A 17450-nucleotide genomic window follows, 5' to 3' on the forward strand; every position below is an offset into this window, starting at 1 on the left:
TGCATAATCATTGATTTTAGTACTTAAATATAAGAAAAATCAATGTGTAAAACAAAAAAAAACTGCCCGAAATTACTTTTCGGACAGCCTCTTGTCGTAAAATATCTTAAGATTTAAAATAAGATAAACATTTATAGCCAGCTCCATAGGAGCGACATATTTATAGATATTGAGAACAGGTTATTGAAATAAAGCTCCAGAGGAGCGATATAGCCATTTTTATTGACAACTTAATATACCACCCCGTTGGGTTCTATTGTATGAATTTTTAATTTTCTATAATTATATCGTCCCGCCGGGACTTAATATAAATTACATCAGATTAGTAAACCCGAAAGGTTTTGAAACCTGTCTAGTTTGTCTTAAAACGAGAATTTTGATCGTTGAATCTTTGTCAAAGTTTTTAAATTTTGACAAAGATAGTTGCGCATAATAAACCTATTTGGTTTGATGTAGTTAAGAATTGCGTTTAATTATTATTTCTCAATAATCATTGTAATTCCTTGTCCACCGGCAGCGCAAATGGATATAAATCCTCTTCCTGAGCCTTTTTGGTTTAATAATTTTGCCATAACACCAATTATTCTTCCTCCGGTAGCGGCAAATGGATGTGCTGCGGCTAAACTGCTTCCTTTTACGTTTAATTTTTCCCTGTCAATTGCCCCTAAGGCTTTCTTTAAGCCCAATTGTGTGCTTAATTCCGGACTTTCCCAAATTTTTAAGGTGGCTAAAACCTGAGCGGCAAAAGCTTCGTGAATTTCATAATAATCAAAATCCTGCAAAGTCAATCCTGCTTTATCGAGCATTCTGCTTGCAGCAAATAGTGGCGCTAACAAGAGGTTTTGCTGATTTTTGACGTATTCTATAGCTGCAACTTCGGCAAAAGTAATATAAGCCAAAACAGGGAGATTATTTTCTTTTGCCCATTCTTCGCTTGCCAAAAGTATACATGAGGCACCATCTGTAAGTGGCGTTGAATTTCCGGCGGTAAGTGTGCCGTTTGTTTTGTCGAAGGCAGGATTTAATTTAGCTAATTTTTCAAGAGTGCTGTCTTTTCTAAGATTATTATCTTTGTCAAGTCCGTTAAAAGGAGTAATCATATCATCAAAAAAACCTTCATCATAAGCTTTTGCCATGTTCAAATGACTTTTTAGCGCTAAGTTATCCTGATCTTCGCGAGAGATTTTATAATGTTTTGCCGTAATTTCTGTATGTCCTCCCATCGAAAGTCCGGTTTGGGATTCTTCGTTACGCGGAACTAAAGGCGTCAGATCTTTTGGACGTAATTTTAGAAATAGTTTTATTTTCTCGCCCAATGATTTTGCTTTTCTGGCATTGAGCAAAATCTTTCTCAGTTTTTCGCTCACGGCAATTGGCATATCACTTATTGAATCGACACCGCCGGCAATTCCGGATTCTATTTGTCCAAGAGCAATTTTATTGGCAATATATATAGCGCTTTCTATTCCGGTGTCACAAGCTTGTTGCAAATCACACGCAGGAGTTGCCGGATCAAGAGACGTTTTCATAACACATTCCCTAATCAAATTACTGTCATAAGTATGTTTGATTACAGCTCCTCCGGCAACTTCGCCTAATAATTTTCCTGTTAGATTGTATTTGTTTATCAGGCCGTTTAAGGCAGCAGTCATCATTTCTGTATTTCCAACTTCGGCATATGCGGTATTGGCTCTCGCAAACGGAATCCGATTATAGCCAACGATGGCAACTTTTCTAATTGTGGTGGTATTGTTCATAACTAGTTGTTTTCGAAAGATTTTAGACTTAAAGATAAGCAGACTTTTGTAATTAGATATTTTCAGATGATGATATTTTATTTTTTTAGGATGTTTATCATAATTAATATTAAATGTTATATTTATTTAGAATGATTAAAAATAATTTGGATTACAGGTTTTTAGCTATTACTTTTGCCAGCGAAATCAAAACCAAATAAAATGAATAACATGACCATAAAAAAAGTTTTATTTAGCCTGATGTTTTTAAGTTCACTATCTATGATGAGCCAGGAACTGGGAAAAATAACGGGAAAAGTCTCTTTAAGCGGTAACGTATCTGCAGAGAATGTTTCTGTCGTTCTTAAAGGAACAAAATATACCGCAATTACAAATGAACATGGACAATATGAGATTAAAAATGTTAAAACCGCGAGTTATATCATTAGTATTAGTGCTGTAGGGATTCATCCAGTCGAGGATAGGATTACGGTTACAGCGAAACAAACTACAATTAAAAACTTTATGCTTTCTGAAAGCCAGGAAGATCTTGATGAAGTGGTGATTACCAAAAACAAGTACAAGCAAGATAAGCCTTCGTTGTCATTGCGTCTTCAGACTCCTATCCTTGAGATTCCTCAGAACATCCAGATTGTTAGTGCTCAGACTTTGAAAGACCAACAAATTATTAGTATGAGTGACGGTGTGATCAGAAACGTGAGTGGTGCGGTACGTTCAGAGCATTGGGGAGATTTGTATACGAATATTAAAATGCGTGGTTCTCAAATTCAGGCTTTCCGTAATGGTTTTAATGTGGTTTCATCTTTTTGGGGACCTCTTACTGAAGATATGAGTTTTGTAGATCATATCGAGTTTGTAAAAGGACCGGCAGGATTCATGCTTTCAAGTGGGGATCCAAGCGGACTTTATAATGTGGTGACTAAAAAACCAACGGGAATTACTAAAGGTGAAGCTACTGTGATGGCAGGAAGTTATGACTTTTACAGAGCAAGTGTTGATCTTGACGGGAAACTGGATAAAAAAGGGAAATTATTGTACCGTTTTAATGCGGCAGCACAGAAAAAAGGTTCACATCGCCCTTTTGAACACAATGACCGTTATGTAATTGCTCCTGTGATCAGTTACCAATTTGATGACAAAACAAAAATTACGGCTGAATATAATTTTCAGTATGCTAATATGACTGAGATTGGTTCTTTCTACGTATTTGGTCCCGGATCTGACGGATATGCAACATTGCCTGTTGGATTTACGATGACGCAGCCAGGATTGCCGGATACGAATATACAGGATCACAGCGGATACTTGACTTTTGAGCATAAGTTTGATGATAACTGGAAATTGACGGCACAAACGTCTTATTTTAAGTATCTGCAAGAAGGATATAGTTCATGGCCAAGCGCAGTGGGTCCGGATGATAATATCGCAAAAGGAAAAGTGATTAGAAGAGTTGGTATTTGGGATGCAGATAGTAATATGTATTTAGGTCAAATATTTTTGAACGGAAAATTCAATACCGGATCAGTTACTCATAAAATATTGGCGGGTGTAGATTTAGGAAGCAAAGATTATATGGCAGATTGGGGACAAGGACATAATCTTGATACCGTAGACAGTCCATTTGATTTATACAACCCAAATTACGGAACACCATCTAATGGATTGCCTAATTTTGACCATACAACACCACTTTCTATAAGAGCAAAAGCTGCCGGTGGTTTAATGAATACGAATTATGCTGCAGGATATATTCAGGATGAACTTGGTTTTTTCGAAAACAAATTAAGATTGACTCTTGCTGCAAGATATACCTGGATTAGTCAGGCGAGTTGGGGTGATCCTGCAATAGCAGACAGCCATATTACGCCACGTGTAGGTTTAAGTTATTCTATTACAGATAGTTTTGCTGTTTACGGATTATACGATCAGGCTTTTATACCACAATCCGGTGTGATTTTAAGTGGAGAAAAAGTAAAACCTCTTACTGGTAATAATACGGAATTAGGTATTAAAAAAGATTGGTTTGACGGAGCCTGGAGTACTACATTTTCTGCTTACAGTATCTTAAAACAAAACGAACTTACATCTGATCCTCTAAACCAGCCCGGACAAATGTATAGTGTGGTTTTAGGCGAAAAAAGAGCAAGAGGTGTTGAACTTGATTTGCGAGGAAAGATTTTTGACGGCCTTAATATAATTGCTAATTATGCTTTTACAGAATCTGTGGTGTTAGAAATTGATCCTTTAGTTTCTGAGACCAGTAAAATATATAAAGGCGATATAGTTCCCGGATATGCTAAACATACAGCAAATGCATGGTTGAATTATAGTATTCAATACGGTACTTTCAAAGGTTTTGGCGCTTCTATTGGAGGGACTTATCTTGCAGGGCGTCTAACAGATAACTGGGGTACAGGTCTTGAAAAATTACCAAATTATTTTAAATTAGACGGAGGTTTATCTTATGATACTAAAAAGTTCAAAATTACTGCAAACGTATTTAATATCTTAAACGAATATCTTTACAGCGGTTCTTATGCTACTTTTCTTAAATCATATTACTGGCAAACAGAACAACCTATAAATTTTAGAGTAGGTGTAACGTATAAATTCTAATTGTTTTATACCCCAGATGACGCAGATATAAACGGTTTTTACTGGTTTTTTATTGTAGTAATTTGTAGGTCAAAAAAAAGCATCCGTCGATATGGCGGATGCTTTTTTATTTAAGGTTAAAATCCTTTTTTTACTGAGTTTTTAGCCGGCGGATTTTAACGGATTAAACTGGTATTTGCAGGTTTTTTATTAGAAAATTTTAAAAATCCGTGTTAATCCATTTAACCCGCATCATCCGTGGGCTAAATTCGCGTATTTTATCCTTGATGAATCAACGGGATTACTTTTGAGCCTATAAGTTCTATAGCATTCATTAACTGAGTGTGCGTTAATCCTGCATTATCCATTTGGAATGTAAATCTCGAAATTCCGCCAAGAGATTCACTGTGGCGTAAAATTTTCTCAGCAATTCGTTCCGGATCACCAACAACAAGAACACCCTGATCATCGATAAGCCCGTCAAACTTGTCCTTTGTTACCGGTGGCCAACCACGTTCCCTGCCTAATTTAGTCCAAAGTTCTGCATATCCCGGATAATATTCTTCTATCGCTTTTTGAGTTGTGCTTCCTACAAAACCTGGTGAATGCAAACCTACTTTAAGTTCTTCGGGTTGGTAACCAGCAGCTTTTCCGGCTTCACGATACAGATCGACTAATGGTTTAAAACGATGTGTTTGTCCGCCAATAACGGCAACCATCAAAGGCAAGCCTAAAGATCCTGCGCGAACGAAGGATTCAGGAGTTCCGCCAACGCCTAACCAGATAGGGAGTTTTTCCTGTAATGCTCTTGGGTATATTGGGAGATTGTTTAAAGCCGGACGAAATTTCCCTGACCAGGTTACAAATTCATTGTCTCTAATTTGTAATAGCAGATCTAATTTTTCACTAAAAAGGGCATCATAATCATTCAGATTAAATCCGAAAAGGGGATATGCTTCAATAGAAGATCCACGGCCTACAACAATTTCAGCCCTTCCTTTCGAAATCAGGTCGAGTGTAGCAAAACTTTGATATACCCTGACAGGATCAGCAGCGCTTAAAACCGAAACGGCACTCGATAATCGAATACGCTTGGTTCGTGCTGCGGCAGCGCTTAAAATAACGACCGTAGCCGAATCTAAAAACTCTTTTTTATGATGTTCTCCAATTCCAAAAACGTCAAGTCCGGCTTGATCTGCCAGCTCAATTCTTTGCAGTAATTGTTCCATCGCATCGACACTACTCAAAGTGTTGTTGTCTCCGTACATCGCCGAAGCAAAACTGTCAATCCCTATTTCTATCATATAGTAAAGATATTAAATTTTATTTTTGCTCTTTCTTAAATAAAATCTAATTCAGTAAATGCAACGCGAGTTTAGTTTTTAATATTCAAATAGGCAGTGGTGAAGAATAATGGATTCACTAGAAAAATATCGGTTCTGTTTTTTTGGATTACAGGCATATCATGACCCGGAAATACAATTAATTCAGGACTTTTTAGTTCCAGATTTCTAATATTATTTCTGTTTTGTGCCGCTTTTTCAGGTTGGGTTGGCAATCTTTCAACATCAGTCGATTGAAGCCAGTCAGCATGTACAACCGCATCTCCTGTTAGTAAAACAGGACCTTTGTCTAAATTTACAAGAATCATTAAATCACTATCTGTATGTCCCGGTTTTTCTATTAATTGCAGGGTTCCGTCACCAAACAAATCGTACGACTTTCCTACTACCGAGGCACTTTCTTTGAACGCGGAAGCAGCTTTAAATTCAGGAAGACTTCCTTCTTTTGGTTTTGATTCGCCATTCATGATCAATTGCGCATTTTTAAAAGCATCAACAGTTCCTATATGGTCATCATGAAGATGCGAAATAGCCAGATATTTAATTTCATCAGGATTTACACCAAACCTTTTCAGCTGATTAAAAGACAGCATTTCTGGTTTTGATTTACTTTCAAACAAAAAAGACATTGGAAATCCTAAACCACTTTGACCTTCAAGAGCTACTTTTTCTGATATTCCGGAATCAAATAAAATATAACCAAACTTAGGATGTTTAATCAGATAGATAGGGCAGGGCCTCCATTTTTTGTAAGTAGGACTCAATGCTTTTGCCATTCGGTTGAATCCGGTATTAAAAACATACAATTCGATACCGGAATTTTTAGCAAAATCTTCATTTTGAATCTCCGGATTTTCGCCTACAATATTTGTTGGCTGGTATTTGATTGCAAACGAAATTGCAAACGAAATAAGAATCAAAACAATTGCAATTATTTTTACAGTGATAGAATACCATTTGGTTTTAGAATCAGTTTTTTCAGTTTGCTGATTATTCGAACTTAATATCAAAATACAAATAAGAAGTGTTATTACAGCAGCAAGCGGAATGTCTTGACACAGAATTATAAAGAATAAGGTTAATGGTATTGGAACCAAATAAAAGTATTTTTTAAAGTTTGAAGAACTTTGTTCTTTTGATTTATAGACCATCAAAGTAAAGAATAGAAGTAAAATTACTATTGCCGGAACTTCAATATAATCAAAGAATATTTTTCGGGCGTAAATCGTTAAATATTCGCTTGTCCAATAAATTAATACATTGCCACTTAAAGCAATCGCAATAAATAGTATTGCACCATTTTTAAAAAATTGTTGACGAACAAAACGACTGCTCCAAATTGCTATCAGTAAAGAAAAATAAATAATTACAAAATAATGCCCATACTTTACGGGTTGATCCGGCACTGCATCTTCAGCCATAAATTTTGCTATTTCAGAACCCTGATTGTTCCAAATTGGGATTAAAAATAAATATAAAAGAATTCCAATCGCGCTTGCAGCAATTGCGATCCTATCCGGGCTTTTTTTTAAGAACTTAAATAATCGTTTCATCTTTTTGTCATTTTAATTTTAAAATTATTAGACAAAATAACAATGATAAAAGAACCCTTGCATTTACATATGTAAAGGATTATGTACTATTTGCAAATATGTAATTTCAGGTTCTTAAAAAATATACACAATAGGAAACTGTACCCTTAAATTAAATGATTTTTGTATCTGTGTCTCATCTCTTTTACCCATTAATTTTGTTAAAAAATTAAATAAGTATAAAGATGAAAACTAATAATACCACCAACATTCAGTTTGATCAGATCAATATATCGTCTTTAAAATCAATTGTAAATATGTATCAAAATAAAATTAATGATACTGTTAATTCTGAAGCAAGATCCTTGCAATTAGAAAATAATTTTGGGCTTCCTTTGAGCGTCGCTTCTTTTGAAAACCGTGTAGTTGGTTATGCTTTTGTTGTAATTAATAAAGTGGGAGAAACTGAAATAAATTCCTATTGGGAAAAGGATTTTTATAGTATCGAAGTAGAAAAGGATTTAAAGTTTCATGCGGAAAATACTTTTAATACGACTTTTAAAGATCCGGAATTTCGAAATATAAAACTTCAAAATGCGACGCAAAGATTATTCAATTGGTTGAATTATTGTAATTAATATTATAAAGGATACAGATTAAATTTTTGTAAATTTATCAGGTACAGATAAAGCTTAAAAAAAATGGCTAAAGAGATTTTATATTTAAAAATCGCAAATACTATTCAGGAACAAATTTTCTCTGAAACTTTAAAAATAGGAGATAAACTTCCGTCGATTCGTGCTTTGCAAAAACTGCATAATGTAAGTCTGAATACTATAAAACAGGCATTTTTAGAATTAGAAAGTAAATCGTTGATTGAGTCACGACCAAAATCTGGTTTTTATATCAGTAAAACATCAAACAGAAAGTTATCGATTCCTACTATGAACAAGTTCAAATTATCAGGAAAACAAATTACCTCTGATGATTTGATTACGAAGGTTTTTGAGAGTTTGAAAGATAAAAGCGTCACGAGATTTTCGATAGGAGTTCCTGACCCGAGTTTGTTGCCTATTGCAAAACTCAATAAGGGACTTATGAAAGTGGTACGAAATCTGGAAGAAAGCGGTACCAGTTATGAACCGGTTCAGGGAAATGTAAATTTGAGACGAAATGTTGCAAAATGGGCTCTTGTATTAGAAGGAAAACTTACAGAAGATGATCTTGTAACAACTTTGGGCGCGATGAACGCTATTTACAATTGTTTGCTGGCAGTTACTAAAAGAGGGGACACGATTGCGATAGAAAGTCCGGTTTATTTTGGAATCATTCAGATTGCACAAAATATGGGACTTAATATTATCGAATTGCCTACGCATCCTACAACGGGTGTAGATTTAGAAGCTTTAAAAAAGGTTATTCATAAAATTGATGTTTGCTGCTTCATGAGTAATTTCAGTAATCCTTTGGGAAGTCTGATGCCGGATGAAAATAAAATGGAACTGGTAAAAATGCTGACGTATCATAATATTCCTTTAATTGAAGATGATTTGTATGGCAACTTGTACTTTGGTGCAACAAGGCCTAAACCCTGTAAATATTATGACGAAGCCGGTATCGTAATGTGGTGCGGATCAGTATCTAAAACTCTTGCACCGGGATATCGTGTGGGATGGGTTGCACCGGGAAAATTTAAAGATAAAATTATTAAGCAAAAATTAGCTCAGACAATTTGTTTGCCTTCTTTATATCAGGAAGTTATTGCTGATTTTTTGGAACATGGCAGATACGATCACCATTTACGAAATTTCAGAAGTACATTGTATACTAATTCACTTCATTTTCAGCGTACGATTGAAGACCATTTTCCTGAAAATACTAAGATTTCGCAACCACAAGGTGGTTCTTTTCTTTGGTTGGAATTAGATAAAAAGATCGATACAGCAGTTTTATATGATAAAGCAATCAATCAGAAAATAGGTTTCGCTCCAGGCAAAATTTTTACGCAACACGATCAATATAACAATTGTATGCGTCTTAATTTTGGTTTAGAATGGAAAGAAAAAGTAGAACTTGATCTAAAACGTTTAGGGCAACTGGTAAAAAACAATCTTTAAATCGCATTGTATTTTATACAATGTAAATTTTTCTTAAAAGCAAAGAAACATAGATTTTTTTAAAGACAAAATCTATGTTTCTGTGTATTGTATAGCTATAAGGAACAGTTTATAATTGTTTGAAGATGAAATCTTATTATTTTTTTAATGCGAAAACCCAAAGGAAACACTTATCAGGATAATCACAATAACGATTAGTGTAATTACTACATAGAGATAATCTTTCTCTAAAAGAAAAGAAAATAAGGATAGTAAAACACGCAATACAGGCGTTAGAAAAAGTAAAATAATCCCAACGAATATTAAAGATTCTCCATTTCCCTGAATCGCACCATTATATATAGCTGAAATTACTTCGAAGATATTGCGGTCATTTTCTTTAAAAACAGAATAGTTTTCGATATCGTTGCTATGTCCCATTAAGTACACAATTCCGCCAATAAAAGCAACAGATAATGAGATCCAGACACCGTAGCGCAATAAATTACCAATGATGGTTTGAAAATCTTTTTCACCAAATTTTTCGTGTTGCATAGCTTTAGATTTTTCCATTAAGTCCGTTATATATCATGTTAACAGCAAGCACAAAAATTAGGCATGCAAAAAAGATTCTTAGTTTTTTAGGATTTGTTTTTACCAGTACTTTTGCTCCGGCCATAGCGCCAAACAAAACACCAATAACAACCGGCATACAAATTCCCGGTTCGATATATCCTTTTTGAATATAGATTACAGAACTTGCCATTGCTGTAACACCCATCATAAAATTACTGGTTGTAGTAGAAACCTTAAACGGGATTCTCATAATATTGTCCATCGCAATAACTTTAAAAGCACCGGAACCAATACCCAGTAATCCTGACATCATTCCTGCGATTCCCATCATGCTGAATCCACCAATAACATTTTTGGTTCCGTAGCTAATAACCTCTCCGTCGTGCGAAGGATAAGTTCCTGCTAATCGAAGTTTTTTGGCTAAAGGAGATGATTCCAAAACAATATGTTCTTCTTTTTTTCGAAGCGAATTTATAGCCGAGAAAATTAAGGTAAGTCCAAATAATACAGCAATGAATGAAGTAGGAGCAATGGTAGAAAGTAAAGCTCCGCAAACAGCTCCTATAGTTGTGGCAATTTCGAGAAAGATACCCAGTCGCATATTTGTGATTCCTTCCCTGACGTATGCTGCAGCTGAACCTGAGGAAGTTGCGATTACAGAAACTAAAGCCGCACCAATTGCATAATGAATATCAACGCCAAGAATGACTGTTAAAAGGGGAATTATGATAATTCCGCCGCCTAGACCTGATAATGAACCAATAAAACCTGCTAAAAAAGCACCAAGAATCATAATCAGGGTAAATGTAAGTACTGTCATTCGGATAAATTTTGTTGGTGCTAATTTACGAATTGATATTTATTCGGGAAGATTTTAGGAGCTTAAATAAAGCTTAAAAAAGCGAAAACGTTATTTTGGTAAGATTTTGGTTTCTTAATAAAGTGATTTTCTTTCCTGAACCTTCAACCTCATTTTAGTAGGCAGATGACCAAAAATCCTTTACAGCAATACTAAAATTCGACACATTGGTACCCAGAAAGAAAGCTGATTTCCTGAATAGAAAGCGTTGTATATAGTACCCAAGAGAAATCTCCTGTAAGGACTATATATAGTTTTTAAGTGTCTTATATTTATTTGGTAACAAACTATATAAAATTGGTTTTGCTCTTAATGAAGTTCCAGATACTCTGGTTTTTTTATTTTGACTCAGGTTTTATTTGTGTTGTTTACAAAGTTATCTGCAAATTAAGCCCATAAAAAAACTCTATCGTTACGATAGAGTTTTTATAAAAATAAGGATTACCATTCCTGAATTAGAATCACAATCTATTTTTTAGTTTTCGTGGCTGTGTCTCTTTTTACAGTTGCTGTATCAACAATTGCAGATGTAGTATCTACAGTGGCATCTACACTATCAACGGCTGTTTCTGTTGAATCAACATAAGTACTATCGGCTGGAATCGTGTCATTTTTCTTGCATGAAAATGAAAGTCCGATTAAAATAAAAAGAAATGCCATTTTTGATTTGAATGATGTTTTCATAATTTTATTTATTTCGTTAATAATTTAATTATTTCAAATTTAAACCTTCAGGATTTCAATCACTTACATGATTTGTTCTTTTAATTTATAAAATATTCATTATTAGGATTTTAAATCTGTTTTTCTCTTTGTTTAAATGAGACAAAACTTTTTATGAAAAGAAGGGATTCTATTTATTGTCAACTGCAAATAAAGTTTTGTCAATGGCAGAAAGCAATAAAGCTGCTGCGGCACTTGTTAATACAGAATAATCAAATGGTGCTTTTACCGAAACTGAAATCGCCATGCTAATCGCAAAAAGTAACATTAAACCTGATGTTCCCAAAGCTACAAGTCGCGTTTTGAATCCGATGATTAAAGATATACCAAATCCGATTTCGCAGATAGTGGCTATTGCGCCCAATATTCCGGCTACAGATTTGCTGGCAAAAGAATTTAAGGTTTGCGTATAAGCGATAAAGTTTTCCCAGTTTCCCCATGCAATTCCCGGTGCACCGGGAGCGCCCCAAAGTCCAAAGCGATCTGCAACTGCAGATAACATTGTGATTCCTAAAACAACTCGTAGTATTAAACCCGCTTGTGGTATTGTTATATTTTTCATTTGGATAAATTTTTATGTAAAAGTATAAAGATGTTGGGTAACTTTGTGTACCAATTTTTATAAAAACCACAGCCCAGATGTTACCCTATAAATCTCTAATACAAATTGACCGCGAATCTTCGGTAACACTTTATATACAAGTGTGTAATATTTTTATCTCGCTGATTACCAACGGAACCTTAAAATCGTCTGATGCATTGCCCAGTTCGCGAATTCTGGCCGAACTAATTGGTGTAAACAGAAACACGGTAAAACTGGCCTATGAAGAATTAATGAGTCAGGGATGGGCTGAATCTGTCGATAGAAAGGGGATCTTTGTACTCTCAAAATTGCCTTTAATTATTAGAACTACTGCTCCGGAATCTATTAAAAGTATTAAATCTCAGATAGGTTTTGAGTGGACGAATAAATTGGGCACTGAAATTATTCATTCAGGCAGGAGCAATCACAAACAGCCAATTGTGATGGATGACGGTTTTCCGGATGTTCGTTTGGCGCCTATAGATCAGCTAATGCGCGAATATCGAAGTTTGTCGAGAAAATTTTACGGAAAAAACTTTCTGAAATATGGCAGCACGATGGGATCTGAAAATCTGCGAATTGCAATTAGCAGTTATCTTTCCAATACCAGAGGTTTGACGGTTTTGCCCGATAATATTATTATTACAAAAGGAAGTCAAATGGGGATTTATCTGGCGGCACAATTGCTGCTGAATCCGAATGATACAATTGCGGTTGGAAACTCTAATTTTTTTTCTGCAGATGATACTTTTAAATATGCTGGTGCTAACTTAGAAAGAATTCCTGTGGATTGTAACGGAATGGACGTTGATTATCTGGAAGAAATCCTGAAGCACAAAAAGATAAAAGTAGTATATATAATTCCGCATCATCATTGCCCAACTGGTGTAACAATGACTATGGAGCGCCGGTTAAAACTCTTACATCTGGCAAAAGAATTTCGCTTTGCTATTATTGAAGACGATTATGATTTTGATTTTCATTATGATAACAAGCCTTATTTGCCTCTGGCAAGTATCGATCATAACCAGAATGTGATTTATATTGGCTCTATTTCTAAAACTTTTGCACCTGCTTTGCGAATTGGTTTTATGGTGGGACCTGCAAAATTTATTGAAGCTGCTGCGTCTTTGCGAAAGTTAATAGACAGGCAGGGCGATACTCTTTTAGAAGAAGCTTTTGCACTGATGTTTGAAAATGGGGAAATGGAAAGGCATTTTAGAAAATCATTGAAAATATACAAACAGCGCAGAAATCACTTTTGCGAAATCCTGAAAACTGATTTTAAAGATGAAATAGAATTTAGAACTCCGGAAGGCGGACTGGCAGTTTGGGCCAATTTTAATGAAAGGATCAATTTGATTAAAATGTCTGATGAAGCTTCGAAAAATGGTCTTTATATAGGAAACGGCAATTTTTATAAAAATGAAGCTTTTTCATCAAACGGGCAACGAATGGGATTTGCTTCGCTGGATGAAAATGAAATCGAAAAGGCTTTGGGAATTCTAAAAAAGATTTTGCAGTAAAAGTTTCTGGACTACTATTGATTTTAAAATTGGGTCGTTTTGACTACTGGTGAATATCATAATTTTGAAAAAAAAAGAATTATGGAAACTGTTTATGAAATCAAAAAAATTGAAACCGAATTAGAAATTGAGCAATGCTGGGATGTTGCTTTTTTGCTAAGACCACATTTGGATAAAAATAAATGGAATGCTACTATTGCCGAAATGATGCAAAATGAAAAGTATAGCATCGCCGGAATTATCGACAATAATAAGGTTGTCGCTTTTGCAGGATATCGCAAAATGACGTCCTTGCATAGCGGAAACATTATTTACATAGACGATTTATGTACGCTTGAATTGTACAGAGGCAAAGGTTTTGCTACTCAATTATTAGATCATGTCAAAGAAATTGCCCTTTTATTGCATAAGGATGCTGTTGTGCTTGACACGGCTTTTACTAACAATACAGCGCAAAAAGTATATCTGAAAAACGGATTTGAATTGGTTGCCGTTCACTTGACAAAGCGATTAAAATAGAAGTTTTTAAAACGCTTAAAACATAAAAAGTCTTCGAACAGAAGACTTTTTTATGTTTTATAAAATTAATTTAATTCCTTTTCGATCAGGTCTTTTATTGCCTGATGTGAAGATTTTATAGATTCCTGATATTTTTCGGGATCAAAGCTTTCTCCGTTTACCGCAACCACATGAATATTGGTAACGCCTATAATATTGAAAACGGTTTTTAGATAATTGCTCTGAAAATTCATATGTTCATTGTATTCTCCTTTTTCATAACCCTGCGCACCTCTTGAAAGTAAAAGAAACAACGTTTTGTTTTTGAGTAAACCAAAATATGGATTCTCAAAATTATCCGGATTAAGTTTCCAGGTTTCGTTAACCCTTAAAATTTGATCTATATAAGCTTTGAATGTACTTGGTATTGACCAATTGTACATGGGCGCACCAATTACAATAACATCAGCTTCCTGTAACTCTGCGATGTAAGTATTGCTTGTTGTTAATGCTTCTATTTCTTCTGGAGATCTTGAAGCTTTCGGCTTAAAAGCTGCGGCTATCCATGCTTCATCAATGTGAAGAACTTGGCTATCCGCTAAATCACGATAATGAATAACGGGATTATTATGGATGTTTTTCCAATGATCTGTAAATACCTCTGTAAGTTTTCTGCTTTTAGAGTTAAGCTTTCTTGCACTTGAATTCAGGACTAATACTTTCTTCATTTTGATGAATTTTTATACAAAAGTATTGTTGTCATGGACTCATTTTCTATACCAATTTTGATAAAAACCACAGCCCAGATTCAGCAGGAATTAATTCAATTATAACCATTGCTTTTTATGGTATCATAAAGAATTAATGTTTTTGAAAACCATTGTCTTTATCCTTAAAAGCCCAACTTGCCATAGCTTCAATAACAGGCATTAAACCATTTCCTGAATCGCTGAGTCTGTAAGTTACGAAAGGCGGCACAACAGGTTTTGCTTCTCTAATGACAAGATTATCAGCTTCTAACTGTTTTAAATGCTGAATGAGCATTTTTTCGGTTACGGCAGGAATTGCCCTTTTTAGTTCGCTGTAACGCAAAGCCCCGCTCGAAAGATGATAAATAATAATGGGTTTCCAATAGCCACCTATTTTCTCCATTACATACGTTACAGGACATTTTTCTAAGGCATATTGCTTATTTTCCTGAATTGTCGACGATTCTTTAATTGCTGTCATTGTGCATACTTTAGGGTAAGTACTTGTATAAAAGTAAGTACAAATATACCTTTGTTACAGATAATAAAAAAATAATTTAGATATGAAAATTACAATTTCAGGTTCATTAGGAAATATAGGAAAACCTTTAACCACAAAATTAGTTGCTGCAGGGCACGAAGTAACTGTAATTACGAGTAATAATGACAGAGTTGAAGCTATTGAAAATTTAGGAGCAAAAGCGGCAATAGGATCTGTAAGCGATGCAAAATTTCTTAAAAATACGTTTGTAGATGCTGATGCGGTTTTTGCCATGACACCGCCAAATATGGGAAGAGTTAATATTATTGCCAATACTACGGCTGCCGGACAGGCTTTTGCTACAGCAATTAAAGAAACAGGAGTAAAGCGCGTTGTGATGCTGAGCAGTATTGGTGCTGACTTATCACACGGAAATGGTCCCATTGCAGGGCTTCACAATATCGAAAAAATATACAAAACACTAGAAAACGTGTCACTAACTTTTTTGCGCGCCGGATTTTTCTATACTAATTTGTATAATGATGTTCCTATGATTAAAGGAGCGGGAATTATTGGATCGAATTATGGAGCGACAACAAAAATTCCGTTTGTACATCCGGAGGATATTGCAATTGCCGTTGCTGAAGAATTACAAAAAATCGAATCAGGTATCAATATTAGATATATTGTTAGCGATGTTCGCACCCCAAACGATGTGGCTCAAACTTTGGGTCTTGCAATTGGTAAACCTGAATTGCCGTGGATTGAATTTACAGATGAACAAGCTCTTGTTGGAATGAAGGAAGCGGGTTTGCCATTAGAAATGGCTGAGTTATATGCAGAAATGGGTTCAGGTTTAAGAAGTGGAAAAATTCAGGAAGATTTTTTAAGTAATAAAATTGCTATTGACGGAAAGATTAAGTTGGAGGATTTTGCAAAAGAATTTGCTGTAAAATTTTAAGTCATATAAGGAGAGCTGATTTTAGGATCAGCTTTTTTTTAACAAAAATAAATTTTGATAAACATGTACAAATATACTATCAAGTTATACCATTCTTAGAATTCAGTATGCTATTATCTTTGTAATACTATTACAATTTAAAAAATATAAAGATGAAAGCTATAGGATTTAAAACATCATTACCCATAACTGAAAAAGAGAGTTTTATAGAATTTGAAACTCCAAAACCAATTCCGGGAGCACGAGATTTATTAGTAAAAATTAGTGCTGTATCCGTGAATCCGGTTGATTTTAAAATACGCCAGAATAGTGCAAAAGATACGGTATTAGAAACGCCTAAAATTATTGGTTGGGATGCTGTTGGTATTGTGGAAGCAATTGGAGAAAAAGTTTCTTTATTTAATATTGGCGATGAAGTATTTTATGCGGGTGATATAACGAGACAAGGAAGCAATGCCGAATATCAGATTATTGATGAACGAATTGTGGGTAGAAAACCAAAATCACTGAGCATTGAAGAAGCTGTTGTTATGCCTTTGACTGGTGTAACAGCGTGGGAAATATTGTTTGACCGTATTAGAATAAATCCTGAGAAAGATAAGGGAAAATCTATTTTAATAATAGGTGGTGCCGGCGGAGTAGGTTCGATTGCGATTCAACTGGCTAAAAAAATTGCTGGTTTAACGGTTATTGCAACGGCATCAAGACCGGAAACTATTGCATGGTGCAAAGAACAAGGTGCTGATTTTGTGGTAAACCATAAAGATTTAATAGCTTCGGTTCACGAAGCGGGATTTCAATATGTAGATTTTATTTTAGATTTTGTAGATACTAATTCATATTGGGATATCATGGTCGAGTTGATTAAGCCGCAAGGTCATATCGCTTCGATTACAGGAAGTAATGATCCTGTTGCCCTGAATAAATTAAAAAACAAAAGTGTCTCATTTTCATGGGAGTTAATGTACAATCGTTCTATGTTTGAAACGGAAGATATGCAGGAACAACACAATATCCTGAATAAAATAGCTGATCTGCTGGATAATGGAACTATAAAATCAACGCTTAATGAAACTCTTACGGGACTAACAGCGGATAATTTCAAGAAAGCACACAAATTATTGGAATCGGGTAAAACAATTGGAAAAATTGCGATTAAATATTAAATAAT

General features: G+C 34.8%; 16 protein-coding genes. 7 read left to right on the plus strand and 9 right to left on the minus strand.

Annotated features, from left to right (window positions below; all coding sequences use genetic code 11):
• Window positions 1–476 precede the first annotated feature (476 nt).
• Window positions 477–1757 (minus strand): acetyl-CoA C-acetyltransferase, encoded by a 1281-nt coding sequence (locus ACQKCJ_RS22225; RefSeq protein WP_271337113.1) that lies wholly within the window; start codon window positions 1755–1757, stop codon window positions 477–479.
• Between the two features lie 201 nt (window positions 1758–1958).
• Here ACQKCJ_RS22225 and ACQKCJ_RS22230 point away from each other — a divergent pair, with 201 nt between their 5' ends.
• Window positions 1959–4373: a TonB-dependent receptor gene (locus tag ACQKCJ_RS22230; protein ID WP_271337112.1), complete on the plus strand. Its 2415-nt coding sequence runs from the start codon at window positions 1959–1961 to the stop codon at window positions 4371–4373.
• 257 nt (window positions 4374–4630) lie between these two features.
• Here the strand turns inward: ACQKCJ_RS22230 and ACQKCJ_RS22235 are convergent, their stop codons facing one another.
• Together ACQKCJ_RS22235 and ACQKCJ_RS22240 are read right to left on the minus strand one after the other, a co-directional pair.
• Entirely contained in the window at window positions 4631–5653 is a 1023-nt protein-coding gene (locus tag ACQKCJ_RS22235) for an LLM class flavin-dependent oxidoreductase (protein WP_271337146.1), read from the minus strand.
• Window positions 5654–5727: 74 nt separating this feature from the next.
• On the minus strand, window positions 5728–7248 hold the full coding sequence (locus ACQKCJ_RS22240) for an MBL fold metallo-hydrolase (RefSeq protein ID WP_427402945.1): 1521 nt from the start codon (window positions 7246–7248) through the stop codon (window positions 5728–5730).
• 224 nt (window positions 7249–7472) lie between these two features.
• On the opposite strand from ACQKCJ_RS22240, the gene ACQKCJ_RS22245 reads away from it, so the two are divergent.
• Complete coding sequence (locus ACQKCJ_RS22245; protein ID WP_271337110.1) at window positions 7473–7865, plus strand: hypothetical protein; 393 nt, start codon at window positions 7473–7475, stop codon at window positions 7863–7865.
• A gap of 63 nt (window positions 7866–7928) precedes the next feature.
• On the plus strand, window positions 7929–9344 hold the full coding sequence (locus ACQKCJ_RS22250) for a PLP-dependent aminotransferase family protein (protein ID WP_427402946.1): 1416 nt from the start codon (window positions 7929–7931) through the stop codon (window positions 9342–9344).
• A gap of 144 nt (window positions 9345–9488) precedes the next feature.
• Here ACQKCJ_RS22250 and ACQKCJ_RS22255 read toward each other — a convergent pair whose 3' ends face one another.
• From ACQKCJ_RS22255 to ACQKCJ_RS22270, 4 genes are all read right to left on the minus strand, one after another.
• Window positions 9489–9878: a DUF1634 domain-containing protein gene (locus ACQKCJ_RS22255; RefSeq protein WP_271337108.1), complete on the minus strand. Its 390-nt coding sequence runs from the start codon at window positions 9876–9878 to the stop codon at window positions 9489–9491.
• Between the two features lie 4 nt (window positions 9879–9882).
• Window positions 9883–10719: a sulfite exporter TauE/SafE family protein gene (locus tag ACQKCJ_RS22260; protein WP_213301320.1), complete on the minus strand. Its 837-nt coding sequence runs from the start codon at window positions 10717–10719 to the stop codon at window positions 9883–9885.
• Between the two features lie 507 nt (window positions 10720–11226).
• Window positions 11227–11442 carry a hypothetical protein gene (locus ACQKCJ_RS22265; protein ID WP_271338453.1) on the minus strand — a complete coding sequence of 72 codons (216 nt, stop codon included), beginning with the start codon at window positions 11440–11442 and terminating at the stop codon, window positions 11227–11229.
• Between the two features lie 169 nt (window positions 11443–11611).
• Complete coding sequence (locus tag ACQKCJ_RS22270) at window positions 11612–12043, minus strand: DoxX family protein (RefSeq protein WP_271338454.1); 432 nt, start codon at window positions 12041–12043, stop codon at window positions 11612–11614.
• A 77-nt stretch (window positions 12044–12120) separates the two neighbouring features.
• Here ACQKCJ_RS22270 and ACQKCJ_RS22275 point away from each other — a divergent pair, with 77 nt between their 5' ends.
• Together ACQKCJ_RS22275 and ACQKCJ_RS22280 are read left to right on the plus strand one after the other, a co-directional pair.
• Complete coding sequence (locus ACQKCJ_RS22275; protein ID WP_271338455.1) at window positions 12121–13590, plus strand: PLP-dependent aminotransferase family protein; 1470 nt, start codon at window positions 12121–12123, stop codon at window positions 13588–13590.
• Window positions 13591–13671: 81 nt separating this feature from the next.
• Complete coding sequence (locus ACQKCJ_RS22280) at window positions 13672–14109, plus strand: GNAT family N-acetyltransferase (protein ID WP_271338456.1); 438 nt, start codon at window positions 13672–13674, stop codon at window positions 14107–14109.
• Between the two features lie 65 nt (window positions 14110–14174).
• Here the strand turns inward: ACQKCJ_RS22280 and ACQKCJ_RS22285 are convergent, their stop codons facing one another.
• Together ACQKCJ_RS22285 and ACQKCJ_RS22290 are read right to left on the minus strand one after the other, a co-directional pair.
• Window positions 14175–14816 (minus strand): FMN-dependent NADH-azoreductase, encoded by a 642-nt coding sequence (locus ACQKCJ_RS22285; protein WP_427402947.1) that lies wholly within the window; start codon window positions 14814–14816, stop codon window positions 14175–14177.
• Between the two features lie 133 nt (window positions 14817–14949).
• The gene (locus ACQKCJ_RS22290; protein WP_271338458.1) at window positions 14950–15318 is read right to left on the minus strand and encodes a winged helix-turn-helix transcriptional regulator; all 369 of its coding nucleotides are present in this window, start codon (window positions 15316–15318) and stop codon (window positions 14950–14952) included.
• Between the two features lie 82 nt (window positions 15319–15400).
• Here ACQKCJ_RS22290 and ACQKCJ_RS22295 point away from each other — a divergent pair, with 82 nt between their 5' ends.
• Window positions 15401–16279, plus strand: coding sequence for an NAD(P)H-binding protein (locus ACQKCJ_RS22295; RefSeq protein ID WP_271338459.1), 879 nt, complete (start codon window positions 15401–15403; stop codon window positions 16277–16279).
• A 152-nt stretch (window positions 16280–16431) separates the two neighbouring features.
• Window positions 16432–17445 (plus strand): zinc-binding alcohol dehydrogenase family protein, encoded by a 1014-nt coding sequence (locus ACQKCJ_RS22300; RefSeq protein ID WP_427402948.1) that lies wholly within the window; start codon window positions 16432–16434, stop codon window positions 17443–17445.
• The last annotated feature ends 5 nt before the right edge of the window (window positions 17446–17450 follow it).

It is taken from the genome of Flavobacterium sp. NPDC079362 (genome assembly GCF_050267765.1).
GTDB classification, from domain to species: Bacteria; Bacteroidota; Bacteroidia; order Flavobacteriales; family Flavobacteriaceae; genus Flavobacterium; species Flavobacterium azizsancarii.